This is a genomic window from Corynebacterium sp. Marseille-P4321 (genome assembly GCF_903645305.1).
GTDB lineage: Bacteria > Actinomycetota > Actinomycetes > Mycobacteriales > Mycobacteriaceae > Corynebacterium.
The window spans coordinates 307,708-334,672 of the sequence record NZ_CAHJXO010000001.1 but is presented as its reverse complement, the minus strand read 5'-3'; the positions used below and the strand labels follow the sequence as shown (position 1 = coordinate 334,672).

Sequence of the window (26,965 nt, the reverse complement as noted above, 5' to 3'; positions counted from 1 at the left end):
ATTGCGGAATGGAGACGCGCGCCACATCGACGCTTGCCGCGGCCGAGGCTGATGGCCCCGCGAGCGCTGCTGGCTCTGCTGACTCTGCGGGCGCTGACAGCGCTGGAGGCTCTGCGGGCGATGACGCCTGGCTCGACGAGCTGGCCGCCGCCCCGCGCGACGGCGCCCTGACGCGCGTGGTGCGCGGGCCCTTGAGGGGCCCAGCGCGGATGCGTCGGCGCGGCAAGGCGTTCGCGGCCACTACCCCTGGGCAAATCGTGGCGATGATGCTGGTGCTCACCATCATGCTGCTCGCCGCCGGGTTTTCCATGAGCCAGTCCATGTCGCAGCGCAACCGTGCGCTGGAGACGGTGCTGGACGCCGCGGAACCGATGAGCGCGTCGGCGCACCTTTTATCCACGTCGCTTCTGCAGGCCGACACCGTGGCTGCGGGCGGGTTCGTGCAGGCCGGGCCATTGACGCGCGAGGACGTGGCGGTGTACGTGGCGTCCGTCGACCAGGCGGTTACGGCAGCCGCGGATATTCACGCGGGTGCGGTGGAGGCGGACACGCCGTCGTCGAGACGCATCGCGCAGCTGGTCACCGAAGTGGTGCGCGACTTGCCCGTGTACACGGGGCTCAACGAGCGCGCGAAGGTGAACCAGCGCATGGGCAACCCGGTGGGCGTGGCGTACATGTCGGAGGCGTCCGGCATTATGCGCGAGCGGATGCTGGTGGCGGCCGAGGAAATCAACGAGCTGACCCGCAAAGTGGTGGCCGACGAGATGCGCCGGCTTTCCCAGCCGCAGTGGGTGCCGCTGTCCGGCTTGCTTGCCGCGCTGGTGCTGCTTCTGGTGGCGCAGTGGTGGCTGTGGCGCATCTTCCGCCGCAGGCTGAACCGCGGGTTTTTGGCCGCCACGCTCGCGGTAGTGGTGGCTATCGCGTGGGTGGGCGTGTCGAACTACCAGTCCTGGCGCTCAGGTTCCGTGGAGTACGCCAGCGCGGCGCAGCCGTGGGAGGAGCTCACCGCGGCGCGCATCGACGCGTTGGAGACCCGCACCGACGAGACGTTCGCGTTGCTGCGCCGCCAGAGCGTCGCGCAGTCTGCGCAGGGCTTTGACGACATGTACGGCGGGGTGCGCGCGGCCCTGCAGACTGCGGAGAGCTACGGCGGCGCGGACGAGGAGGTGGCGCGCGCCCGCGAGCACCTCGACGGCTGGGCGGCGGAGCACCGGGAGCTGACCACCGCCTTGAACTCGGGATCCTACGACCAGGCCGCGCGCCTTTTGGACACCCGCGACGCCGGCCCGCAGGACGCTTCGCCGTACCGCCAGTTGGACGAGGACCTCTCCGAGCTGATCACCGCCTCACGCGAGGCCACGCGCGCCTACATCGACGATTCGCTGGACGCCACCCGGGCGGTCTCGGCGGCGGTGGCGTTGCTTTCCGTCGTCGCCGTCGCCTGCATTTGGGTGGGCATCCGTCGCCGTTTGGGGGAGTACCTGTGAGGAGCACATTGCTTATCGACGCCTCCCGGTTGCCCACCATCACCCTCATGGTCACCCTCGCGGTGGCGCTCGGGCTTGCGCTTTCCGCGTGCGCGCCGCAGCCTTCGCCGCCCGACGAGCCCGGTCCTGCCGACGACATCCCCGTCGCCCCCGCCACCAACGTGCGCCGCGACATGCCGTTGCCGCCCGGCGCGGAGCTGGACGAGGCGCACCACACCCCGGCTGACGGGTGGCAACCCCAGGAGCTGGACTGGGAGGGTTCCCTGCGCCCGGTGAGCGTCGCCGCGCCGAACGCGGATGAGCCGACGCCCACGCTTGATGCGATCCGGAAGCGCGGCCGCCTGATTGTGGGCATCGACCAGTCGCTCAACCTGCTGTCGTTCCGCGACACCGCAAGCGGGCAGTTGCGCGGCTTCGAGGTGGACCTGGCGCACGAGATTGCCAACGACATCTTTAAGGGCGTGGACCCCGACGGCCGCCCGGGCGAGACCGGCTGGGTGGACTTCCGCTTCGTGGATTCGGCGGCGCGCTCCGGCCTTTTGCAGTCCGGGGAGGTGGACGTGGTGATCCGCACGATGTCGATCACGCCGGAGCGGGCGAAGGAGATCGAATTTTCCACCCCGTACCTCACCTCGCGCGTGCGGGTGTTGGCGCCGAGGGACCGCGGCATCGAGACCGTGGAAGGCCTCGCGGGCAGAACCGTGTGCATCGTGGACGGCACGAACCTTCTGCAGATGGCCAGCCACTTCGCGCCGGATTCGCAGGTGCTGCGCACCCGCACCTGGTCGGACTGTTTGATGGCCACGCAGCAGTTCCAGGCGGACGCAATCATGGCCGACGACGTCATCCTTGCCGGCATCGCCGCCCAGGACCCATACGCCCAGATCCTGCCCGGCACACTGTCCAATCAGTACTACGGCGTTGGCCTGCCGAAGGGCCAGGAGGACCTAGTGCGGCAGGTGAACGCCACGCTAGAGCGCGTGCGTAGCGACGGCACCTGGTACCGCTTGTACTCCGAGTGGCTCGCGGGCGCGATCACCGATTCCACCCCGCCGCCGCTGATGTACCGGGAGGAGGAACAGTGAGCGACCCGCAAGAGCACCAGGCCCCGCAGGACCCGCAGGACCCGGAGGAGGTGGGCACCGAGGCGGTGCCCTTCGATCCGTTCGCCGACGACCCCGACGACGCAGACGACACCAGCACCGAGGCCGTGGCGTTCGACCCGTTCGCCGACGACGACGGAGAGGATTCAGACGAGCTCTTCGCCGACTCCGGCTCCTTCGGCGAGATGGCGGGCCTACTCAAAGACCTGAATAAGCTGCGCAAGGGCGGGGCGAAGGAGGATACGTCGCAACGCTCGCGCCGCATTGCCCTGGATACCTTCCGCGAGCGGCGCGGCACCCGGCGCGCCAGCCGCACCGTGGCCGACGGCATGGTGGAGCTGCCCTGGGTCGAACCCATCGAGCCGAAGGATGCGCTTATTGATCCGACCCGGGCCGTGACCCAAAAGGGCATCAAGGCGCCGGTGCTGCAGCGCGGCGACATCGTGGCCGGCCAGTACGAGATCATGGGGGTTATCGCCCACGGCGGCATGGGCTGGATCTACCTCGCCCAAGACCATTACGTGGCCGAGCGCGTGGTGGTGCTCAAAGGTCTGCACAGCGAAAAGAACCCGGACGAAGCGCTCGCCGCGGCCGCGGAGCGCGAGTTCCTCGCGGACATCACCCACCCCGGCATTGTGAAGATCTTCAACTTCATCGACGATCCCCGGGTGCCCGGTGGGTTTACGGTGATGGAGTACGTCGGTGGGCCGTCGTTAAGAGCCCGGCGCAACGCCGCGGAAGGCGGAAGGCTGGAGCCCGACGTGGCGATCGCCTACATCCTCGAAGTGCTGCCCGCGCTGGACTACCTGCACTCACGCGGGGTGGTGTACAACGACTTAAAGCCGGACAACATCATCGTCACCGAAGACCAGGTAAAACTCATCGACCTAGGTGCGGTTTCCGGCATCGGCGCCTACGGCTTCATCTACGGCACGAAAGGCTTCCAAGCCCCGGAGGTCGCCCGCGAAGGGCCGAGTGTGGCCAGTGATGTGTATACGGTTGGGCGCACTTTAGCGTCGTTAATGGTGCACCTCCCCCAAACCGACTGGGTGTACGACCTGGAGCTGCCCACCCCCACCGACGAGCCGCTGTTCCGCCGCTACACCTCCCTGTACCGCCTCATCGCGCGCTGCTGCCACGAGGACCCGGCGCGCCGCTTCCCCACCGTGCGCGCCCTGGAAAGCCAGCTGCTCGGCGTGCTGCGCGAGGTCATCGCGGTGCGCGACGGCCGCACCTACCCCGCGCAGCATTCGCTGTTTTCGCCGCAGCGCACCACGTTTGGCACCAAACACCTGGTGTTTCGCACCGACCAGCTCATCGACGGCATCTCCCGCACCGTAGAAATCACCCCGCAGGAAGTCGTCGCCGCGCTGCCCACGCCGCTCATTGACCGCGACGACGTCGGCGCCGCCATGCTCCAAGGCTCCTCCTACGCCGAGCCGCGCGAAACGCTGGAGTCGCTGCGCCAAGCGATGGCCAGCCCGCAGTACGAAGAATCGCGCGAGATCCCGTTCATGGTGGTGCGCACCATGCTCGACCTGGGGCTTACCGACCAAGCCCGCACCTGGCTGCGCTCTTTAGCGGACAAACTTGGCGGGACGTGGCGCTACTCGTGGTACTCCGGCGTGGTGGAAACGCTGCTCGGCGACTTCAAATCCGCGCAAGCCTCGTTCACCGAAGTGCTCATGGTGCTGCCCGGCGAGGCGGCGCCGAAGCTCGCCATCGCCGCCGTGAGCGAGTTGCTGTTGCAGCAACTTGGGGTGCATGAGCATGTGCTTCTCGACGCCACCGTCACCCGCGCCGCCTCCGGACTCGCTGGCCAACTGCACGAGCTTCCCGACGACGTGTTCACCCGCTGGGTGGACGACGGCCTCACCGACCGAGAGTGGTCCACCGCTGCGGCCGCGCCAAAAGTCCTGCGCTTCCACGCGATCCGCCTGTACTCCCTGGTGTGGCTGACCAACCCCACCACCGTCTCCTCCGCCTTCGGCCTCGCCCGCGAGCTGATGCGCGAAGGCCAGGTGGAGCTGGCGATCGAGGCGCTCGACCGCGTGCCGAACTCGTCGCGCCACGACCGCATGGCGAAGCTGACGGCCATTTTGTGCCTGGTCACCCCGGTTGCCGACGGATCCGTCACCGAGGCCCGCATCCGCCGCGCCGCCCGCCGCCTGGAGAAGATCCCCTCCACCGAGCCGCGCTACATGCAGATCAAGGTGGCCGTCATCCAGGCTGGCCTGAACTTCCTGCGGGACGAAGAGCCCGCGTCGCGCTCCCCTCTTTTCGAGTACCCCTTCACCATGCGCGGCCTCCGCCGCGGCCTGGCCATCACCCTGCGCGAGCAGGCCCGCGTGGCGCCGTACCCCCAGCACCGCTACGCGCTGGTGGACATGGCGAACAAGGTCCGCCCGCCACCTGGTTCTAGATTGCCCGGGCCACCCAGACCGCCCAGGTCACCCAGGCCAGGCTGGGCGCCCAGCCGACCGAGGCCCTAGCGCAGGAGACCCATCGCGTCCGCGGCCACCGCACCCATGCCCAGCACCGCGAGCAGGGCGACTACCACGCCGACGATGATGCCGGCGTTGGCCGACGACCCAGACGGTTCACCAGGCTTCGCCGTGACCGTCACCTGGCCGGCGTCGTCGCGTTGGGTGGGCCGTGGGTTCACCGTAGAGGTGGTCGCTGCGGGCAGCCCGGTCACCGCGGGCCGCGTGGTGGGCGGTGCGATGGTGTTGTTGCCGGTGGTGGGCATCGGCGTGGGCTTGGTTGGTGTGGGCTTCGCGGGGTCTGTGGCGCCGACGGTGTTGTTGAAGTCGTCGATAAGCGAAGAGTTCTTCTCCTTCAACTCGCGGCGCAGCTCCTCGACCTCCTCGTCGGTGAGGTTGAGCACCGAGTAGTTCAGCGTCTCGTTAGCTACTAGCTTGCCGTCGCGGTTGTACACGCGGAACTGCACCGGCATGGTGGCGTCGGTGTAGTTTCCAGTTTCGCGGATGGGCACGTCGATGGCGAGCTTTGAGTTGCGGCTCAGCGCGCCCTCGATGGGGTACGTCTCCTTGAAGCTGCCGCCCGGGTAGTTCACCTTCAGGGTGAAGTCGTGGATGTCTAGTCCCAGGTTGGAGATTTCCACCTTCACCTTGGAGTCCGTGCGGTTGGCCATGATCGGGGTTACGTCCTGGTTCAGCGCGCGGAAGCCGGCCTGGCCGTTGTTGTCCTCGGCGGCCATGACCACCAGCTCGTCAGTGTCCGGGTGGTTGTGGCCGGAGGTGTTCGGGGGGTCGTCCACGCCCACGGCACCACCAGTTTTGCCAATCTCGCCGTTAATTAGGTCCAGGTTCGTCCAGTCCGGGGAAATGTTGTACGTGCCGTTGTAGCAGGACACGGTGTTGTTGCGGCAGGCCTCCGGCAGTGGCTTTTTGGGGTCGTACTTGGATTCGTGGTCGGAGTAATCGGCGTGACTGAACTGGTAGAGGTAGTTCATCACCGACTCGTAGTTCGGGACGTAGTTCGACGGCGGGTTGGTCGTGGAGTTGGCGGGGCCAGAGTGGGTGAGGCCTAAGTTGTGGCCGAACTCGTGCAGGATGGTGTTGCGCAGCTGTTCCTGCGATGTCAAGAGGTAGTTGTTGGCTACGTAGAACGCGCCGTCGGAGAGCAGGCTGTTGCCGGAGGACATCACACCAGGGGCTTGGGTATCGCCGATGATGCCCACACGGAAGATTGCCCGGCGGTCGCCGAGCAGACGCACCTTATCCTGCCTGAGGCGCACGCCGGGTTCTACGCCTTCGAAGTAGTACGGCTCGTAGTTGAGGGTGGGCCCGCCGTGGGTTTCGGTGTAGCCGGGGATGTTGTTGAAGTAGCTGCCCGCGTCGATGTGCAGGTTGATGCCGCGGCGGTTGAAGATTTCCACCAGGTCGAGCAGGGTGGCGCGCGACGGGCGGTAGACGTTCACGTTTGCGTTGGCGCATTCGAGGAACTGTGCGAAGTCTTCCTCGGTGGGTGCGTACTTGCGTTTCTCCGAGCACTTCAGGGTTTCCCACTCGGATTTCATCCAGTTCAGTTGCAGGAACAGGTCGGGCTTCTCGGGGTCTGCGCCCCAGCGGTGGAGCGGGAATTCTTTGCCGCGCTCGTCGGTGAAGCCGTGGCGTTCCCAGGCGTCGGGGAAGCCGTCGCCGTCTGAGTCGACCAGCTCGGTGGATGAGTCGCCGAGCACGCTCACGCGCGCGCTGAGTGCTTCGCCCGGGGCGACGGTTTTTTCCCAGGTGGCGGATTGGAAGCGGGAGTTTTCCTTCAGTTCGCCACCGACGGCTGCCGGTTGGGTGCCACCGGTACCGGACTTCACGGCGCCGTCGTAACGCGTCTGCATTTTGTAGCGCCCGCCGACGCTGAGGTCGAAGCCGGAGCCTTGGCGCTCGGCGGTGATCTCGTAATCGTAGAGCAGCAGGCCGGTGCTTAGGTCCAGCTTCAGGTCTTTCGCTGCGGTGCCGGTGTTGCGCAGCTGCACCGCGATGTCGATTTGCTTCGACGTGACGGTGAACGTGCGCACGAGCTCTACGCCGAGGGCGGGGTCGGTGTGACGCATTGTCACTGTGTCCACGCCGCCTGTGGTGGAGGTGCTCACCTGAGTCGCATCTCCGGCGAAGCCAATGCGGTTGCCGTTTGTGAATGCGTCGAGGTAGAAGGCGGTGGGCATGGTGCCGTAGGTGCGGCTGTTGTACATCAGCCAGGACACGCGGCCCTTGTTTACTTCGGCGGTGGCGAAGCCGAAGGGGTCGCCTGTGGTCACGTCGACGGAGAAGCCGCGGGCGGTGATTTCGGCGTGCGCGGGCACGGTGGTGCCGCCCGCGGCGAGGGCGAGGGCGGTCGCGCCGGCGATGAGTGCGTTGCGTGTCTTCATAGCGTTATGTCCACCACACGAGGAAGTTTTGGAAATACTCTTGGTAGTTGTAAATGAACACGTTGATGCCGCCGATGAGCGCTAGCACGCCGACCACAATGGCGGCGATGATCGCCTCTTGGGGCACATTGCTTATCGACGATCCACTGCTCCCCGAACTGCCCCCATTCACCTTCCCCTGCTCCGGCGCGGGTGAGACTTTCACGGTCACCGGCATGTGGCCGACGGAGTTGTCCTCGAACGCCACGTCCACAGGGATGACCACGGTCTGGCCTTCGGCGTCGGAGGGGATGCTGACGGTGAGGGCGCCGTCGTCGCTAAGCTGCACGTCCCAGCCCGGCGCGTCGAACTCGCCGAGGGTGAACGGGCGGGCCTTCGAGCCGACCGGGCGGGTGATCACGTAGCCCACCTCGGATGAGCGGTTGGCCAGCAGCGTGAAACCGGTCAGCCCCGCTTCTTCGGCGAGGGTGGTGGCGCCGGAAAGGGTGCGCACGTCGAGCGCCACGCCGATCACGCGGGTGGTGCCGTCGGCGAACGCGGCCTCCACCTCGAGGCGGCGCATACCTGGGAACGTGTTCGGAAGGGCGGCGACGGTGAGTTCGCCGGTGCGCTCGTTAATGCTCGTGTTTACGCCCTCGAGCGGTCGGCGCAGCGAGTAGCGCACGGGTGCCGCCGTGTTGCCGGGCTGCGGTGTCACGTGCAGCGTCTGGCCGTTTTTCACCACTGTCTCCGGGTACGCGACTTCGCTCGTGGCGGCGAGGCCGCGCACCGCGAACGCGCGCACCGGCACGAGGCGCTCGGAGCCGTCCGGGTAGGACACCACCACCGGCACCGTCGCCGACGTGGTCGCGCTCGCACCACCTGGGCGCGCGACGGTGAGCGCGCCGGTGACCGGGTCGATGGAGCCCTCCCAGCCCGGCGCGTTGAACTGCGCGGACAGCGCGTAGCGCGCGCCTTCGGAGACGGATGTAGGCCGCACCGTGACGGGGTTTCCGCCCTCGGGCACGTTCACCGGCGGCCAGGACACCGCGCACTTCGAGGCCTGCGACTGCGTGACCACGGGTGCCGAGATTTCGCGGACGGACCCGTCCGGGAACGTCATCACAACACCGACGTCGAACGCGGCGCCAGCGGGTGCGTTCTTCGGGATGGATACGGTGATTTCGCCTGTGGCTTCGTCGATAAGCACTGGCAATGCTGTGTGCCCGACAGGGGCGAACGTGGTGCCCGCGGGCAGCTCCGCGTTGGGTTTGATGATCAGGTTGCCGTCCTCGTTGACAAACGGCTGGCTGTAGTTGAACTGCGGCACTTCCTGCGACTCGGTAAAGCCCGTGAGCACGCCGACGGTCGCGGTAATTGTCTCGAACGTGCCGTCGGAGTAGGTGACGAAGATGTCCACCGTCACCGGGCCTTCCGCATCCGCCGGGGCCGTCGCGCGCAGGGCACCGGTGTTGATGTCCACGATGAAGTCCCAGTCGCGTTGCAGCATGTTGTCGATGTTGCGCTGCGTCTCCGCGAGTGTGAACTCGGTGTGCGCGGGCAGCCCGTCGGTGAGCTGGCGCACCGTCGCCGTGCGTCCCTGCTCCACCGCGCGGCCCTGCTCGTACGCCGGCTGGTACAGCTCGTTGTAGAACCCGCTGATCACCTCGAACTCGGCCGTCGCGTCGCCCGTGGAGCCGTCCGGGAACGTCATGCGCACCGGCACCTCGAGCTTCGAGCCCGGCTGCGCGTCGAGGGGAGCATTGAGCTTGACGACGCCATCCGGCCCCACCTCAGCCCCCTCCACATCCGTAGCGAATGTGGTGCCCTTCGGGATCGGCTGACCGGCGTACTGCAGCCCATTGCGCGTGATGGTGGACACCGGCACCTGGCCCGTACCCGTAGCACCCGCGCGCACGTACGCCAGGCGGTACTCCGGCACGATCGCCTCGCCCGCCTTCACAGGCTCGGTGACCACGATGGTGATCGTGTCTTCCTCACCCGCGTACGTGACCACCTCGAAGGTGTAGGTGCCCGGCTTCGTCTCGCGCAGCGGGTTCGCGTGCACCTGGCCCAGGCGGTCGATGCTCACCCAATCCGGCATCGCACCGTTAGGCACCACACCCGGGGCATCCGGGCCCTCGTTCGCGCGGGTGGGGTTGGCCACGACCTGCTCGCCAGCGCGAACCGTGATGGTGGGCCACTCGAAGTCGTCGGGGATCGGGTCCGGATCGGGGTCTGGGTCTGGATCCGGATCGGGGTCCGGATCCGGGGTGGGTCTGGATCCGGGGTGGGGTCCGTGGGTTCGGGCGTCGTGTCGTCCGGCTGGTAGGTCACAGTGGCCGTAAAGTCTTGGTGGAACCATCGCCGAAGGTGGCGAACACCGCGATCTCCTGCTTCGGGGTGAAGCCTTCAGCCTTATCGTTCACCACGCTTGCGGTGACCACACCGGTCTGGCCGTTGACCGTCACGCTCCAACCAGGTTGGACGGTCATGTTTACGCTGGCGCGGTACTCGTTTGGCCCGATGCCGCTACCGCGCGGCACCATCCGGGCCTCACCACCCGGGCGGACCGTGGCGTCCCGGTAGCTGAACTCAGTTTGTTCGGCTTCGGAACGGGGCTTGTCGGCCTCCTCCTGGGCCGTCGCCACAGGGGGCACGGCCTGGGTGCCAGAGAGCAGCAGGCTCACGCCGAGCGCGCCAGCCGCGAGCGCGCTCCCCCGGCGACGACGCTGTGCTGGTGCCGCCGGCGCCGCCGGTGCCTTCCGTGATTGGGACATGCTGCTCCCCTGCGTAAAAAGTTGGAATGTATAGCCTTCACCAATCTATCGGTTTCCCTGCGGCGACACAACGCACCGATGCGGTTGTGTGACCGGGTTGGCACGGCAAAGCCCCTCCGCCACCAGTGCGGTGCAGCGGGGCGGAAGGGCAGGTGGGCCGGAACTCAGGCGGGCGCCGGGTAGTCGCCGGGGAGCGCCGGGTAGTCACCGGGTAGCGCCCGGGAGCTGTTAAGCCTCGCGGGCGGCGACGGCAGCGGCTTTCTGCGCGATGGCCAGCTCCTCGTTCGTCGGGACGACGAGGACCTTCGTCTTGGACTCGTCGGTGGAGATGATGCGCGGGCCGTCGTTCGGCAGGTCGTTCTTCTCCGGGTCGATCTCGATGCCGTACATCTTCAGGTTGTCCAGCGCGTCTGCGCGGACGAACTTGTCGTTCTCACCCACACCGGCAGTGAAGGTGATGGCGTCCACGCGGCCAAGCTCGATCATGTAGGAGCCGATGAAGCGGCGCAGCTGGTTGATGTACACGTTGTACGCCAACCAGGCGTTTTCATCCTCGTTCTCAATCATGGTGCGCAGCTCGCGGAAGTCGTTCACGCCCGACAGGCCCTTCACGCCGGACTGGCGGTTGAGCAGCGCATCGATCTCGTCGATAGACAGCCCGCCCTGGCGGTACAGGTGGAAGATGATGCCCGGGTCGATGTCGCCCGAACGGGTACCCATGACCAGGCCAGCGAGCGGGGTGAGACCCATCGAGGTGTCAATCGGGTGGCCGTTTTCCACAGCCGAGGCGGACGCACCGTTGCCCAGGTGCAGCACGATCTGGCGGGTGTGCAGCGGGTCCCGGCCGATGAGCTCCGGCACCTGCGAGGAGACGAACTCGTGGGAGGTGCCGTGGAAACCGTAGCGGCGAATCAGGTTCTGCGACGCCACCTCAGCGTTGATGGCGTACAGCGCGGCGGCCGGCGGCAGGTCGCGGAAGAAACCGGTATCGAACACGGCGACGTGCGGGATGTTCGGCAGCAGCTTACGCGCCACCTCGATGCCGTCGATGTTCGCCGGGTTGTGCAGCGGCGCCAGCGGGATGAGGTCGCGGATCTGCTCCACCACCGGGTCCACGATCAGCTCCGGCTCGGAGAAGATCATGCCGCCGTGGACCACGCGGTGGCCAGCGGCGATGATGTCGAGTTGGGTGGGGCCGATGCCTTTAGCGTCGAGAAGCTTGAATGTCTCCTGCAGACCGATACCGTGCGTGGGCACCGCCTTCTGCACCACATACTTCTGGCCGTCATGCTTGACGGTGATGCGACCGGTCGGTTCGCCGATCTGCTCGACAAGACCGGAGACGAACGGGTCCTGCGACGCGTCCGCGGTCGGGTCGACGATCTGGAATTTGATCGAGGACGAACCCGAGTTAATGACGAGAACGTAGGACATTTACTTCACTCCTGCCTGAATAGCGGTGATGGCGACGGTGTTCACGATGTCCGGCACGGTCGCGCCGCGCGAGAGGTCGTTGACCGGCTTGTTCAGGCCCTGCAGCACCGGGCCGATGGCAAGAGCGCCGCCGGTGCGCTGCGCGATCTTGTAGCCCGCGTTGCCAGCCTCCAGGTCCGGGAAGATGTACACGGTGGCCTCGCCCGCAACCGGGGAATCCGGGGCCTTCTTCTTGCCCACGCCCGGGTCGCACGCCGCGTCGAACTGCAGCGGGCCGTCGATGGCCACGTCCGGTGCGAGCTCCTTCGCCTTCGCGGTGGCCTCAACCGCACGGTCCACGTCCGGGCCAGTGCCCGAGGTGCCCGTGGAGTAGGACAGGACGGCCACCTTCGGGTCGATGCCGAACTGCGCCGCCGTCTTCGCCGACACCGCTGCGATCTCGCCGATCTGCTCCGCGGTCGGGTTCGGGTTCACCGCACAGTCGCCGAACGCCCACAGGCGGTCCTGCATCACCATGAGGAAGATGGAGGACACCACGGAAGCGCCCGGGGCGGTCTTGATGATCTGGAACGAAGGCTTAATCGTGTGCGCCGTCGTGTGGGCCGCGCCGGACACCATGCCGTCGGCAATGCCCTTGTGCACCATCATCGTGCCGAAGTAGGAGACGTCCTTCATGGTCTCGCGCGCCTCGTCGATGGTCACGCCCTTCTTCTTGCGCAGCTCGGCGAAGTCCGCCGCGAACTCCTCCAGCAGCTCCGACTCGAGGTGGTTGACCAGGTGCGCCTTACTGAGGTCCAGGCCAAGGTCGGCCGCGCGACGGTTCATGTCGTCCACGTCGCCCAGGATGGTGATCTCCGCAACGTCGCCCTTGAGCAGCTGGTCAGCGGCCTGCAGGATACGGTCGTCCTCGCCCTCCGGCAGGACGATGTGCGAGCCGGCGGCCTTCGCCTGCTCGATGAGCTGGCGCTCGAACACCGTCGGGCTCATCACCTGGCGCGCCTCGGCGCCCTGCAGCTGCGCGGTATCGATGTTCTCCAGCTCCGCATCCGTCACCGTTGCGGCAACAGTTGCGCCCTGCTGCTCGATGCGGCGCTGCGCCAGCTTCGCCACCTCGGCGTCGCCCGCCACCACAAGCACCGGGGCGCCGAGGGCAGCCGCGAGCTCCGCGTCGAAGTTGTAATCGCCGGTACCCACAATCAGCGCCGCGTCCTGCGAGATCTGGCCCGAGTTGTACACCTCCGCCACATTGTCACCCTCAACGCGAGTAAGCGGGAGGTTCAAGCGGCCAGCCAGGCCGTCCAGGTCCAGACCGTCGAACGTGCGGTTCGCCAGGGTTACTAACAGGGATTGAGACATTGCGTCACCTTTCGTAAACAGTTGCGTCGAAGAGCGTTCGGCAAAACAGTGACCATTGTACCGGCGTGAAAACTGCCCCGCGCGCCGAAAAATGTGGCCTAGATCAAGCGGACCGTGCATTCGCGACAGTCCTAAACACTATGCTGCTCACCTGGTCCGCGTTGCGCTCGGCACGGACTAGGTGGGGCCGCCCGCCCCTTTGTCGGGCAAGAGCTCAAAGCGAAACAAGAGCTCAAGAAAAATTGCGACCTGGCCTTTTACAGCCCCTGGTGCGCTGAGCTCTTGTTCGCCAGCGCAAATATGCGGTACTCCAGCATCGAGGTCTACCGCAGCATCGAGGTCTAGCGCCACAAAGCAACCCGGTAGACCTCGATTGCTTGTCTGTACATCCAAACTGGGAAAACAGCAGTAGCTATCCCGGTTTCTTGCATCGGGGTCTAGTGAGACAACGCGGGCCGGTAGACCCCGATTCGGGCTGGCATGGTTGAGAGGGGTAGCCAGCCCGAACACAGGGGACTGCAGTCGAAAATGCGCCATCAACCACCCGCCCAGCGCACAACCACCCGACCAGCGCACAATCAGCCGCGCAGCGCACAACCAGCCCTACCCCAGGGCCGCGGCAGCACGGGCCGCCCGCTCGCGCGCCTCCTCCGTCGTGTCCGCGGTGGATAGGATCACTGTGGCGTCCGGGATCATGCGCACCTGCGTTTCCTCCACGGCCAGGGCCGCGGCGAGCGCATCCCTCGGCACGGCACCGGTGCGCGGGACGATGAGGGCGGCGCCGGGGGAGGTGAGGGTGACGTCGATAGGCAATTGCATCGACGCCCTCGCGTGCAGCGCGAACTGATCCAACCGCTGGGTAGCGAGCTTGACCATGCCCAGGCGCGAGGGGCGCGGGATGACCTGGGAGAAGTAGACCTCCTCGCCGTCGACGAACAGCTCGATGGCGTGTGCGCCGCAGCAATCCAGCGCGCCGGTGATGCGCGCGGCGATGGAGCGGGCGTTATCCATGGCGGCTTCGGAGATGGGCGCGGGCTGCCAGGCCTCCACAAGCCGGCCGCGCTCGTGGCGGGTGCCGATGGGCTCGCAGAACCACGTGGCCAGCCGTCCGGTCGCGGGGTCGATGGAGCGCGCGGTGATGATGGTGATCTCCTGGTCCGCCTCCAGGTAGCGCTCCACCACCCCGCCGTCCTGCTGGTCGGCGTTGCGCGCCGCGCCCCAGGCTTCGGCGAGGTCTTGCGTGGAGCGGATCACCGTCTGTCCCACCCCGTTCGAGGATTGCAACGGCTTGAACACGCACGGGTACCCGATGCGCTCAATCGCCGCCTCCAGCTCCGCCGGTGTGCGCACGAATTCGTGCTCGAGGGTGGGAAGGCCCAGCTCTTCGGTGGCTTTGGTGCGGATGGTCTCGCGGTTGGTGGTGATTTCGCATGCGCTTATCGACGGCACCACAACCGCACCCGACTCCTCCCCCGCCACCACCAGCCGGTCTACCGGCGCGGAAGCATCAGTGGTGACGATAGCCGCCGGCCGCAGCTCCGCTGCATCTTCGAGGGTGCCCAGCACCGGTTCGAGCCCCAGGTGCCGGTAGGCGTCTGCCAGCTCCTCGGCCACCGTGCCCTCGCCGAGGATGAGCACGCGCCGATTCGTAGGTTCGGTCATGACCTTGGATTATCGCACATTTGCTTCACGACGCACGAACGCCGCCGCCCCCTCCCCTCACCGGGGAAGCAGGCGGCGGCGCCATACCCGCTCGCACGGGCCGCTGCGGGTGCCGGGCTAGAACGGCAGCTGGCCGCCGTTGCTGTACCACCAGCCGAAGCCGGTGGCCACGGCGCCGCCGGCAGAAACGCCAAGCTGAGTGGGTGACCGCAGATCAGCGAAATGCCCCCTCCTCCACGTAGGAGGAAGGGGCATTAAGCGGGGAGGCTAGCTGTTATCGGACGAACCGAAGGCCTCGCTCAGACCGCCTGGGGTGCAGCCATTCGCGATGCTGAACGCACCACCGACAGCCAGCGGGATCAGCAGGAGGATGCCGGCGCCCGTGAGCAGGTTCATGCCGACCTGCTTGAGCTGGGCGTTGACCTCCGCAGCCTGGCGGGCCATCTCCGGGTTGAAGATGCCCAGCTGACGCTGCAGCGAGGTGTTCGCGTCCTCGATGACCTTGTTGAACTGCTTGATCTGCGGCTCCAGACCCGGCAGGCCAACGGTGATCGCCAGACCCAGCGGGATCAGCGCGAGCAGCGGGAGACCGAAGCCAACGCTGGAGGCGATGCACTTGCCGACGTTCACCTTGCCAACGATGCGAACCCTGGCATCGCCAAGATCGACACCCGGGAAGACGATTCGGCCCCAGATTGCATCTCCATCCGGCTGGATGTAGTTGTCCGGCACGGTAACGGAAACATTGCCGTTCTCATCAACTTCAACCTTGGACCCCGGAATACCTTCAATCGTTCCAGTGGTACCGGCGGGAAGGTTAACCTTGCCCACAATGTGCGGTTCACCGTCGGCGACAACATTCTTACCGTTGCCCTCGAACTGCAAGGTTGCCTGCGGGCCAAACGGGTTCGGAGTGTTCTTCGACCAATCCACACCGTCGCCGAACAGTTCGTCAAAGTTGCTCTTACCGTCGCCGTCGAAGTCGCCGTTCGGGTCGAAGATGGACTTGCCGTCCTGACCAATCAGGTCGAAGCCGGCGGTCGCCGTCTCGTCGCCACGGTTACCCGGGAAGTCGAACGTCACATCGACATCCGGCTGGCCGGTGTTCTTGAAGCGCTTGACGAAGTCGTTCCAGTCCTTCGGCTGGTTGTTCTTGAACTCGCGGTCGAACAGCTGACGCAGCTCGTCGGTCTTCGGCGCAGTACCGGTGACAACACCAGTCTTCTCATCGACCTCGAACTTCCAGCCGCCCTTCGAAGCGTCGCCGTCGGTGATCGTCGCCTTGTCGATCTTGACGTCCTTGCCCTGGAACGGGTCACGGCTCGTGCCCTTGCCGTCAGGCTTGACCTCGGTGCGCTGACCGCCGAAGTTCGGCTTCGCATCCGAGAAGTTATCGTCGCGGCCGTCAGCGTGGCCCTCAACCGGAACCACAATGGTGCGCTGGCCGCCCGGCAGGTTCGGATCCTTCACAATCACCGTCACCGGACCATCAACGTCAATGTCATTGCCGTCGGAATCCTTCGTCGGGTTCACGCTGATCTTGCCGTCACCATCAATCTCGACGAAGACATCGTTGCCGTCCTCATCCTTCGCCTCGACCGTGGTCTTGTCGGTCGGGTTCTTTACGACGATGCCGGTGTCCTGCGACGAATCATCATTCGGATCAAGCGTGTTGACGTTGGAATCATCCACCGAAACCGGGTTGGTGCCCGGGTTGCCGTTTCCGTTGTCGTCCTTGTTCTCCTCGTGACCAACAACCGGGACCTTCACCTCGGTCTGGCCGCCAGGCAGGGACGGATCCTTCACGATAACCGTGATCGGACCATCGACATCGGTGCCCGGGATGACCAGAACGTTGCCGTCCTCATCGATGCGGACCGGAATCTTCTTGCCGTCCTCGTCGAACGCATCGACTTCGGTCTCTTGGGTCGGGTTGTTGACCTTCACGCCGGTGTTCTGCTCGTCGTCGGTCCGCTGAACCTCGTTCACGTTCGACGAATCCACAGAGGTGTTGGAGTCGTTATCGTCGCGACCCTCCTCGTGGCCCTCGACAGGCACAAGGATCTCAGCCTTGCCGCCCGGCAGGTCCGGATCAGTGATCACAACCGTAATCGGGCCATCGACACCCTCACCCGGGGTGACGAAAACCTTGCCGTCATCATCGATGCGGACCGGAATGTTGTTGCCGTCCTCATCGGTTGCGGTGATCTTCGTATCACCGTCCTTATCGTTGACCTTGATGCCAGTCGGCTGCTCGTCGTCAGTCGGCTTCACAGTCTCAACACTCGACTCATCAACAGACGTCGGCTTCTTCGCGGTGTCGTTGTTAGTGTTGTCACCGGTGTTGCCGTCCCCACCGTTGTTGTTGCCGTCGGTGTTTCCGGGGGTTGCCGGGGTCAGCTTGGTTGCTGGAATCGAATTCTTGTTCTTCGGATTCGAACCGGCCTTCTCCTCGTCCTCGTCGGAGACACCGTCGTTATCATCGTCGTCGTCCTCGACATCCGGGATGCCGTCGCCGTCGGTGTCGAGCTGGAAGACCACCTCGACCCTCTCAGACGTACCATCCGGGTAGGTCACCACGACCGGCACCTTGACCTCTTCAGCCGTATCCGCCGTCGGCTTCTCCGGTGCAGTCACGGTGACCTTACCGGTCTGCGGATCCACCACAACGGTGTAGCCCTCAGGCACCTCAAACTCGTCAGCCGGCGCGAACGTGGTGCCCTCCGGCGTGTTGCCCGGGTGCGCAACCTCGGACTTACCCGGCTTGATCGTCTTCGGCTCCCCGTACGACGGGTCGAACTGATCGGCCTGGTTCGTCACGTTCACACGCGCCACAACCTCATCGGTCGAACCATCCTGGTACGTCACCGTCACCGGCACATCGATACGGTCACCAGTCTTAGCACCCTCCGGCACCGTGACCTTCACCTCACCCGTATCCGGGTTGACAGTGACCTTCGCACCGCTGACCTCCCCAGGCGCGGAGAACTTCGCACCCGGGTTGTCCACAGCCTGACCAGGTGTGCGCGAATCAGTAAACTCCGGCGCCGCGATCGTCACCTCGCCACCGGCACGACCATCAGCCGGGGTGTACCGCGGCTCGTAGAGACCACGCTCCTTGAAATCCTTCGGATCCTTCGGGTTCGTGCCGTCGATGGCCTCCTGGCCATCGGGCACACCATCGTTATCGTCGTCGTCGTCCTCGACATCCGGGATACCATCACCGTCGGTGTCGAGCTGCACCCGGGCATTCGCCTCATCAGTCGACCCATCGTCGTAGGTGATCACCACCGGCACATCGAACTGCTCAACCGTGTCAGCCGTCGCGTTAGCAGGGGTGGTCACCGTGACCACACCCGTCTTGGGATCAACCTTGACGGTGTAGCCCTCAGGCGCGGTGAACGGGTCACCATTTTCATCCGCCTTCAACGCGAACTTGGAACGATCCGGCACATTAACCTTCTTGCCGTCGCGTTCAGTCACCACCGGATCAATCGTCACCTCTTGATCCGGCTCGGCAACCTTCGCGTCGTACGCGAGGTCGTAGCGGTCCGTCAACTTGTTCTGCAGGAACAAATCAACCCACACCCGGTCCTCAGACCCGTCCTTGTAGGTGACAATCACCGGCACCTGCGCAGACGCACCACCAAGCTTCTCCTTCAACTCGGCACGCTTACCCGCATCAGCCGCATCGTTGGTCACGCCCTGCGCACCAGGGATAAACGTCACCCAACCGTCGTTTCGCACCGAGACATCGCCCGGCTGGCTAACCTGCCCGTCTGCCTTGACGTTCCAGTTCGCCGGGATCTGCTCATCCCCGACCATCCAGAACTCAGGCAAGTTGTCCACGTCGATCCTAAACGGGGCGACCTCAACACCATTGTCGTTCTTCTCCTGCGCCAGCTGCGCCTGATTCCGCGCAACCTCGACGCGGTTGCCGCTTTCGTCGACAACCGGGTTGCCGTCCGCGTCCGACTTGTAGAACTTCGGACGCAACTGGTTACCGTCAGCATCAGTGCTGGACTTACTCCATGTACCCTCGCTGCTCGGGAACGGGTAGATGTAGCCCGGGTACTCCGGTGCGAAATCATTCGCCACACCCAGGTAGTAAATCGTCGCGTCGTCGATGAACTCCTCGGTCTTCTCGTACTGAGGGTTCTGCGAGTTATCCAGCGGGATCTTGTTGCCGTCCTCGTCGAGCTTATCGACCAGACGGTACACCTCCACGGTGTAGCGGTCCCCGTCATTGGTGCTCAACGCATCCGCCGGGGTGAACGTGATATCACCGGTCTTCTCATCCCACGTCAGGTACTGCTCCGGGTCGGTGATCTCGTTGCCGTCTTTATCCTTCAGCACAAACACCGGCGGCTCCGGCAAGCCCTGCGGCGTCTTCGCCCGGTCATTGGCCTTCTCACCGATGTTCGGAAGCGTCACTGCATCCTTACCCGGGGTCTGGCGGGTATCACCCCACGCCGGGCCCTCAATGACCACCACGAACGAATCCGCCGCGATCTCGTTCGCGCCGTTGGTCAACACCGCGGTAAAGAACTTACCCGTCCGGTTGACATCATCAGGCACCCTAAACCAATCGCACCCGTTCAAATCCGCGTCAGCGGTACCCGGAGGCGTCACCGCGCAACGCTTCAACACACGGTTATTCGCATCGCGCCACTCGATGAAGTTATCCGTCTTCGGCAAATCACCCTTCAACTTCAACCGCGCCACACTACCCGGCTTCGCCGGACGCTCAAGCGTGTCGTAGTTGGTGATCTCCAACTCAATGTCGGTATTCGGCACCACCGCGAAATTCACACTGTCAAAACGCGAACGCGAAAACGCGTTGTTGTGGCGCGGATCCACCGTCGGGGCCCACTGCAGGTTGTTGCGCGGGTTCTGGAACACCGGCTGAGTGAATGTGGAGTAGGTCGGCACCACCTTCTCGTTCTCATCCTCAACCCACATGTACAGGTGGTTTTGGAACTCGTCCGAAAGCGCAGCCTCGAAGTTGTTGGCGAAAATCGCCTCCGGGAACCGCAGCGTGTACTCGCCGTTATCAGCCACCGGGCCAGACACCGTACCCGCAAGGAACTGCGGGTTACGCTCGATAAACGCCTTCGTCGCCTCATCACGTTGATCAGGCGGCAACGTGCCCACCTCAGCGTCGTACTGCTTCGCACCCTCATCCGTCAACGCCGACGCGAACACCCGGTAGCCCTTCGCCGGCGCATTCCCCGTCGCCGTCGCACCGCTAAACAGCTGGCGCTCGTTGCCGTTTTCCAACCACACCTTGCCAGACACCGTGCGCTTAACGATCTGGCCTGCATACGGCGTATCCGCACCGAACGTCTGGTTCATGTGCGCCGTCGGGTTCTTAATCGGGCCCTGGTTATCCTCGTAGAACCGCTCACCCGTAGCCAGCATGTAGTTCTCGTTACCGGCCTTACCTGACGTCGGCAGCTCGTACGCCCACACCGCCGTCTTCGTCATATTGCCGTTGAGGTTCACGGCGCCACCGAACTCACCGAGCAGGTCGCCGTTACCGGTGTTCGAGAACGCCTGGGGCACCATACCCGGAGCGTTACGCAACGGCACAAGCTTATTGCCCGTATCCGGGTTGACATCCGGCTCGAACCAGATGCGGAACTTCTGCCCCAACGCCGCCCTAAACCGGTGCTTCTTACCGGTTGCGTCAATCCACTGCGGCACCGCAAACGCATACGCACCACCCTGGGCACCAAGCCCAGGCAGATCGTGCGTTTGCGCCGTGTACACCGGAGAGACCGCACCATCGTCGTCAATCCACTGGAACCGCACCGGGATATTATCCGGAATCGACTCAAACCCCGGGTACACCGCCGTCAACTGGCCGCCGAAACGCGGATTGACAATCGTTGCACGACCCGACACCACGTCATAGCCCGCGCCAGTCCACGTAGTCAGCTGCCCGCCGCGCGTGATCTGGCCCGACGCAATCGCGTCGACATCATAGGTGCCATCCTCAAGCAACTTCGGCTGAGTCGGGCCTTGCTGCTTGCCCGGCACCCAGTACGCGTGGGTCCACCCCGACGGGTTCGTCTTCGGGTCATAATCATCCAACGTACCCTCATCAAGGGTGTCAGCCTGCGCCTTCTTATCCGGGTCGGTCTGCTCCGGCGTCGCAGCGTCTGCAGCTTCAACCGTGCCAGCCCCCCCGTTCTCCTGCGCACCAGCCACCGGAGACGCAAACGGCGCCACCAACGCAAACGACAACGCCGCAGCAGCAACAGAAGTGCCGCGGCGACGCGCGATGTAATTCTTCTTCACGAAAATTTCCTCCGAGAAAATTCCAAGACATATGGACGCTCCGCTCCAGCGAACCGCAATGTTGAACAATCTGATCCAATCCGACGCGGAGCGAATACCTACAGAGTAGACAGGCAGCCCAGGGAGCTCAACGATAAAAATCACATGAGAGCTGCACAGTTGGACAGATGCAAGAAATTTCGCAGGTTCTGAAAGGCGTGTTTAACTGCGCAAACGGGCGCTGAACTAGGCTGAAAAGGGACGAAGTTGGGCACCTTTGTTCACATTCGTCAAAGAGAAGTACGTAGAGGAAGATCCTTTTAGCGCCAAAATTAACCCTTAGGCGACGCCAGAGACGGCGAATTGCGGCGGGATTTCCGCCCGATTGTTCAACGATCCCCCGCCACGCCCGCAAGCAGGGGTTTTGAGGTGGCCGGCAAAAAGTGCGCAGGAAGCGCTCTGGCAGACAAGGCGCCGCGATAGTGGCACAGCACACAGGGAGAGTTAGTGCCAGCCCACGAATGGCAGCCCGAGTGGCAGAAAGAAATACTTTTGTGGAATTAGTCACGCAGGATTGGATTCAGGGTTTTCTGAGGGTTTGGGGGCAACCGGGGCGTCGATAAGCGAACGCCCCTTACTCCCGCACTGGGAGATAGCGGCACGTGCCGCCTAGCGAACTAGTTGCCCTGAAAACGTCGATCCCAAGAGCCCCACGGGGGCGGGCAGCGGTTGTGTTCACGGTAGGGGACGGGGAAACGTCGATAAGCAAAAGCGCCAAAGGCCGCCACCCCGCGAACGGGGCGACGGCCTTAGAGCGCCTTACCGGTTACTGCCGCGGAGTGGAGGAACCCTCCGTGCGGGCGCTCGAGCTGAACCAGGTCGGGCCGCCCGGCTTGCAGCTGTCGTAGATGACGGTGCCGGCGAGGATGCCGGCGGCGAGCATCGCCAGACCAGCGCCGACTTGAGCCACACTCAGGCCCACCTTGCGCAGCTGCGCGTTCATCTCCGCAACCTGCGACGCCGTCTGCGGGTTGAAGATGCCCAGCTGACGCTGGATGTTCGCGTTCACCTGCTCAAGCTGCACCGAGAACTGCTCCACCACCGGTGTCAGACCCGGGATGGCCATCTGGGTGGCCAAGCCGATCGGAAGCAGCGCCAGCAGCGGCAAACCGAAGCCGAGGGAAGCGGCGATGCAACGGCCTTCGTCGATACCCTTCGCCACGTTGAAGTTCACGTCCGAGGACACTGTCTCCGTCGTGCCCGCAGGGGTCGCGCGCTTCGCGGTGATCGTCACCGTGAACTGGCCCTCCGTCTTCGGAGTGCCCGTAATGCGGCCGGTGGTCTTGCCGTTCTCCGTCTTGATGTCGGTGACCTCAAGACCTTCCGGCAGGCCCTTCACATCGTCCTTGGTGAACTCACCGTTCGTCTCGATCGTGATCGGAGCAATTTGCTTGCCGACGATCCCCGTGTAGTCCTTCCCCACAACCAGCGTGAGCTTGTTGTTGAAGGAGCCGTTGTCCAGCGGGTCGGTGCCGTCGAGCTTCTCTTGGCCGTCGGTGACGCCGTCGCCGTCGGTGTCCGGGTTGTTCGGGTCGGTGCCGTCGATGATCTCCTGGCCGTCGGTGACGCCGTCGCCGTCCGTGTCCGCCTTGTTCGGGTCGGTCGGGGCGCCGTTGGGCTCGCCGTCCCCCTTCGGGTTGGAGGTCTTGGAGCCGTCCGGGTTGACCGTCGGCTCGCCCCACGGGTTCTTCGAGCCGGAGTTCTCCTCGTTGTCCGTCAGGCCGTCGTCGTCCGAGTCCTTCTTGTTGTCCTTCGGATCCAGCGGGTCCGTGCCGTCGCGCTGCTCCTGGCCGTCCGAGATACCGTCGCCGTCGGTGTCCGGGTTGTTCGGATCCGTCGGCGCCAGGTTGCCGTCCTTGTCCTTGCGGGTCAGCTCCTCGCCGTCCGAAATGCCGTCACCGTCGGAGTCGCGGTTGCCCGGGTCGGTCGGGGCACCATTGGGCTCGTCGTCCTTCTTCGGGTTCGAGGTCTTGGTGCCGTCGGGGTTCTCGGTCGGCGGACCGAACGGGTTGAGGGTGCCGTCGTTTTCTTCCTTGTCGGAGAGACCGTCGCGGTCGGAGTCCTCGCCCTTGTAGTCCTTCGGATCCAGCGGGTCGGTGCCGTCGCGCTGCTCCTGGCCGTCGGTGCGGCCGTCGCCGTCGGTGTCCGGGTTGTTGGGATCGGTCGGGGCCGGGTTGCCGTCCTTGTCCGTGCGGTTGACCTCGTCGCCGTCGTTCACGCCGTCGCCGTCGGTATCAGCCTTGGTCGGGTCGGTTGGCTTGCCGTCGAACGTGTTGCCTTCACCGGTGACCTCATCCTTGTCATTGATGCCGTCGCCGTCGGTGTCAGCCTTCGTCGGGTCGGTCGGGGTGAAGGTGATGTCGTTTCCATCGCCGTCCTTCACCGGGTCGAGGTTATCGTCGGTCAACGTGCCCTTGACCTCGTCGCCGTCTTTCAGGCCGTCGCCGTCGGTGTCAGCCTCGTTCGGATCGGTGCCTACCTGATTCTCCTCGAAGTCGGTGAGGCCGTCGCCGTCGGTGTCCGGGTTCTTCGGATCAGTTGGTGCCGGGTTCCCCTGGTCGTCCGTGCGGTTGACTTCCTCACCATCCGTCACACCGTCGCCGTCGGTGTCCGGGTTCCTCGGATCAGTGCCGTACTTCTCCTCATCGTCGTCCGAAAGACCGTCACCGTCTAGGTCGTTGACATCGGCGGTGATAACCCGAATGAGGAACTGCTGCGTTTCCTTCATCTCGCTACCCTTGCCAGCGGTAACCGTCACAGTAACGGTGCTCTCACCCAGCTCCGTCGGGGTACCTTCAATTTGGCGGGTGTCGGGGTTGTACGCCAAACCGTCCGGCAACCCATCCACCGTGATCTTGACCGTGTCAACCAGCTCCGGTGTGTCAGGGTCAACTTCGACCAGCATGTAGACCGGCTTGATCGGCTTGTTCACCGTGGTCACGACGTCGCGCTGCGGGTGCACGTGAACCGATCCCTGCGCCGTGGCGTCCACCACAGCGAAAGGTGCGTTGATGGTATCCGTGGTGCCGTCCGCGTAAGCCACCACCACCGGAATGGAAACGATGGAGTTCGGCTCTGCGTCGTCCGCCGGGATGAGGGTGATCTCGCCGGTTTCCGGATCCAGGTAGAAGTCGCCAGGGGCCTCTACCTCGTCAACGGAATCCTTGGAAAGGTAACCGTCAGGAAGGTCACCGCCAACCTCGTACGGGTCGGTGTTCTTCAGCGAAGGATCCACTCGTTATCGTTTGCATCAGTGAAAACCGGTTTACCCGACTTCGTCGGCTTGCCCTTCGGGGTGCTCACCGTGTCGTACCCAGGGTCGTAGCTGTCCGACTGGCCAACGTAGCGGACAGTGACGCGGTCGAACTCCTTGTTTCCGTTGCGAGCGATGATCTCGAACTCATCGCCGGCCTTGATACCCAGCGCCGGGTTCGGCAAGAACGCAATCGAGCCGCCGTCAGCTTCACCCGGGTTCGGGCCGAGGTAGATCATGTAGTCGCTGTCGTCTGTCGGCGCCTGCGAGGCATTGCTCGGCACGGGCTTGCTGCCGTACGCGGGGCGGAGCGTCTCCCCGTTGCGCTGCACTTCGAAGACCAGGTTCGCCGGCCAATTCCACGCCTGCCCGTCAGGCACAGCGTTCGGAATCGGAACGATGAGCTCCTCAAAACTGTTACCCTTCGGCACCGGGCGCTTCACGTCGTTCCAGAACGGGTATTCCTCGCGAATCACAAACGAATCCGCCGAGATGACCGAGTTTCCGGTGACCAGCTGGACCTGCACCACGTCACCCTGCTTCGCGTCAGCCGGGATATCGAAGGTCTCGCAGCCCTTGAGATCGGCCGAGCTATCGATGTCGCAGCTCTTCTTCTCACTGCCGTTGACGCGCCACACAACCTTGGTGTTGCCCGGCGTGAAGTCGCCCGTGATCGCAGCCTGAGCAGGGGCACCACCTACGAATGCGGGATTGTCGGTGGTGTTGTAGTTCGTGATTGTGATGTCGGCCCGGAAGTCCGGCATCACTGCGAAGTTCCAGTTGTACACGCGGTTCGGGAACCCGAGATCGGGCCCGGGAGTGGCACCCGACGCCCATTGCTGCGAGTCCATCCAGTACCCGAAGACCGGTTCAAACTGGTTCGTGTGGGTGGTCACGATTTCACCGGTCGGCGACTCAACCCACGAATAGATGTAGGACTTGCGGTAGGCGTCGATACCGTACTTTGCAGCATCAAAGATGTCGCTTGGCACCTTCTGGGTGTAGTAGCCGTCCTTGTTGGTTTCAGCCACTGCGGTGAAGGCAACCGCGTCGGGGTTCTGCTCGATGAATTCCTTCGTCAGCTTGGAACGAGTCTGCGCGGGTTCATTACGGATCCTCTTGAAATCGGCGATGTACTTCGGGTCGGTGAACGATGTGTAGACCTTGTACCCTGCCGCACCAGGTTCCGCCGTATCGAACGGGCCCTGGAGGAGGGCAGGGTTCTGGTTGGTTTCCAACCACACTCGGCCAGATACCGGTTTGAAATCGCCAGCAAGATTTTGCGACGCAGGCCGCGCGAGCACATCATCCGGACCAGTTTGGGTGATCTTCGCCGGATCCTGGGCCAGCATATAGCGGTCCTCGCCGGGCAGCTGCTTTTCCATAACCCACACAGCGTTGCGCTGAACGTTGCCGTTGGTGCCGACTGCGCCCGGGAACTGGCCCGTGCCGTCACCAGACCCAAAAGCGTAGCGTCGCTGCGCAACGCCAGGAGAAACGCGCATCGGGACCATCCGGTTTCCGGTTTCCGGGTGGTCGAACGGCTCGGTCCAAATGCGGTACCGCTGTCCCGTCAGAGCCCTGTAGTGGTGTTCTTTGCCAGCACCGTCGGTCCACTTGGGAAGCCTGAACGCGAAGATGCCGTCTCCACCAGTGCCAGCAATACCGGGGACGCCGTTGTGAGACTGGGTGACGTAGATCGGAGAGACCGCGCCGTCAGTGTCGTACCACTGCAGGTATACCTTTTGGCCTTCCGGGGGTGCGGGGCATCCGTCGTACGTCGCGGTGAGCTGACCGGCCGGAAGTTTAACCAGCTGGTTGTAGCGACCGGAGATCACATCTTTCGCGATACCCTGTGCGGACGACAACTGGTTCGCGTTTTGGATCGCGTTTTGGCCATAAAGCGCTTCGTCGAAAGCGTCGACGTTGATGGCGTTGTTCTGGTTGTTCGTCTCGTCGTCAGCCGAACCCGCTGCCGGCTGGGTAACCGCATTCGGCGTGTCCGCCGCAAACGCAACCGGTTGCGCGAACGGGGCGATAAGCGCAATGGAAAGTGCCGCTGCGGCTACGGAGGTACCGCGCCGGCGGGCGATGTAGTTCTTCTTCAAGGCAGTTCCCTTCGAGAAAGTGTGGAAAAGAAGAGGGGCGGCAGTTCTTCCACAACCACATTGTTGAACAACTGTCGCAGAAGTCTGACAGGCAAAACACTACGCCTGTCAAAGAGTTGTGACAATGCCTGGGATTTCCTTTAATCGACATCCGTTAAAGAAATACGCAGAAATGCTACACCCGCACGGAAATGCCTCCGAACTGGGTTTATTCAAACGACAAACAGCAACCCTCTGCCCTCGCCGCCCGGATTGATGAGATTTCACTGAGCGGGCGCCCGCGCACACCCCGCGCTCAACCGCGACGATTCACGGCCGCAACACCCGCCAAGCGCGAGACGCTGCGGCCTCTCGAACGGGACAGCCGCCGCCAAAAATCGTTCAACAATCTCGCACGTGAGCTGCCCCGACCCGTCACCACCCCGCGGAGGCGGTCGCAGAACCCCGCCGCCACGCTCCACCCCGAACTGACTGTTACCCTGCGCAAGCCCCTCAACGAGGCCTGGGCACACCCCGGTTACCTGAGCTGAAAATGTGAGTCCGCAGGGCACCCCATTTCACCCCACATCGGGG

General features: G+C 64.3%; 13 protein-coding genes. 3 read left to right on the top strand and 10 right to left on the bottom strand.

Features of this window, described 5'->3' with window-relative positions; all coding sequences use genetic code 11:
• The first annotated feature begins 8 nt into the window (after positions 1-8).
• Genes HWX32_RS01275 through HWX32_RS01265 form a run of 3 tightly spaced genes read left to right on the top strand, consistent with a single transcriptional unit; the run spans position 9 to position 5,082 of the window.
• A complete protein-coding gene (locus HWX32_RS01275) occupies positions 9-1,487 on the top strand; it encodes a hypothetical protein (protein WP_254868208.1) in 1,479 nt (492 codons plus the stop codon).
• Entirely contained in the window at positions 1,484-2,572 is a 1,089-nt protein-coding gene (locus tag HWX32_RS01270) for a glutamate ABC transporter substrate-binding protein (protein ID WP_254868207.1), read from the top strand. The genes HWX32_RS01275 and HWX32_RS01270 overlap by 4 nt, the downstream gene beginning before the upstream one ends.
• Positions 2,569-5,082 carry a serine/threonine protein kinase gene (locus HWX32_RS01265; protein ID WP_254868206.1) on the top strand — a complete coding sequence of 838 codons (2,514 nt, stop codon included), beginning with the start codon at positions 2,569-2,571 and terminating at the stop codon, positions 5,080-5,082. The genes HWX32_RS01270 and HWX32_RS01265 overlap by 4 nt, the downstream gene beginning before the upstream one ends.
• Here HWX32_RS01265 and HWX32_RS01260 read toward each other — a convergent pair.
• The 10 genes from HWX32_RS01260 to HWX32_RS01220 all read right to left on the bottom strand — a co-directional run bounded on the left by HWX32_RS01260 (position 5,079) and on the right by HWX32_RS01220 (position 26,392).
• Entirely contained in the window at positions 5,079-7,478 is a 2,400-nt protein-coding gene (locus HWX32_RS01260; protein WP_175934418.1) for a hypothetical protein, read from the bottom strand. The genes HWX32_RS01265 and HWX32_RS01260 overlap by 4 nt on opposite strands.
• A 4-nt stretch (positions 7,479-7,482) precedes the next feature.
• Entirely contained in the window at positions 7,483-9,822 is a 2,340-nt protein-coding gene (locus HWX32_RS01255) for a Rib/alpha-like domain-containing protein (RefSeq protein WP_175934417.1), read from the bottom strand.
• The gene (locus HWX32_RS01250; protein ID WP_175934416.1) at positions 9,791-10,237 is read right to left on the bottom strand and encodes a Rib/alpha-like domain-containing protein; all 447 of its coding nucleotides are present in this window, start codon (positions 10,235-10,237) and stop codon (positions 9,791-9,793) included. The genes HWX32_RS01255 and HWX32_RS01250 overlap by 32 nt, the downstream gene beginning before the upstream one ends.
• 228 nt (positions 10,238-10,465) lie before the next feature.
• On the bottom strand, positions 10,466-11,671 hold the full coding sequence (locus HWX32_RS01245) for an acetate kinase (protein WP_175934415.1): 1,206 nt from the start codon (positions 11,669-11,671) through the stop codon (positions 10,466-10,468).
• Positions 11,672-13,027, bottom strand: coding sequence for a phosphate acetyltransferase (gene pta, locus HWX32_RS01240; protein ID WP_175934414.1), 1,356 nt, complete (start codon positions 13,025-13,027; stop codon positions 11,672-11,674).
• A gap of 603 nt (positions 13,028-13,630) precedes the next feature.
• Positions 13,631-14,689, bottom strand: coding sequence for an ATP-grasp domain-containing protein (locus HWX32_RS01235; protein ID WP_175934413.1), 1,059 nt, complete (start codon positions 14,687-14,689; stop codon positions 13,631-13,633).
• Positions 14,690-14,806: 117 nt separating this feature from the next.
• Positions 14,807-14,944, bottom strand: a complete 138-nt coding sequence (locus HWX32_RS11130) for a hypothetical protein (protein WP_217702879.1) — start codon at positions 14,942-14,944, stop codon at positions 14,807-14,809.
• 12 nt (positions 14,945-14,956) lie between these two features.
• Positions 14,957-20,992, bottom strand: coding sequence for a YPDG domain-containing protein (locus tag HWX32_RS01230; RefSeq protein ID WP_175934412.1), 6,036 nt, complete (start codon positions 20,990-20,992; stop codon positions 14,957-14,959).
• An 805-nt stretch (positions 20,993-21,797) separates the two neighbouring features.
• Positions 21,798-24,266 carry a putative Ig domain-containing protein gene (locus HWX32_RS01225; RefSeq protein WP_175934411.1) on the bottom strand — a complete coding sequence of 823 codons (2,469 nt, stop codon included), beginning with the start codon at positions 24,264-24,266 and terminating at the stop codon, positions 21,798-21,800.
• Entirely contained in the window at positions 24,251-26,392 is a 2,142-nt protein-coding gene (locus HWX32_RS01220) for a hypothetical protein (protein ID WP_175934410.1), read from the bottom strand. Before HWX32_RS01220 ends, HWX32_RS01225 begins: the two co-directional genes overlap by 16 nt.
• Between the last annotated feature and the right edge of the window lie 573 nt (positions 26,393-26,965).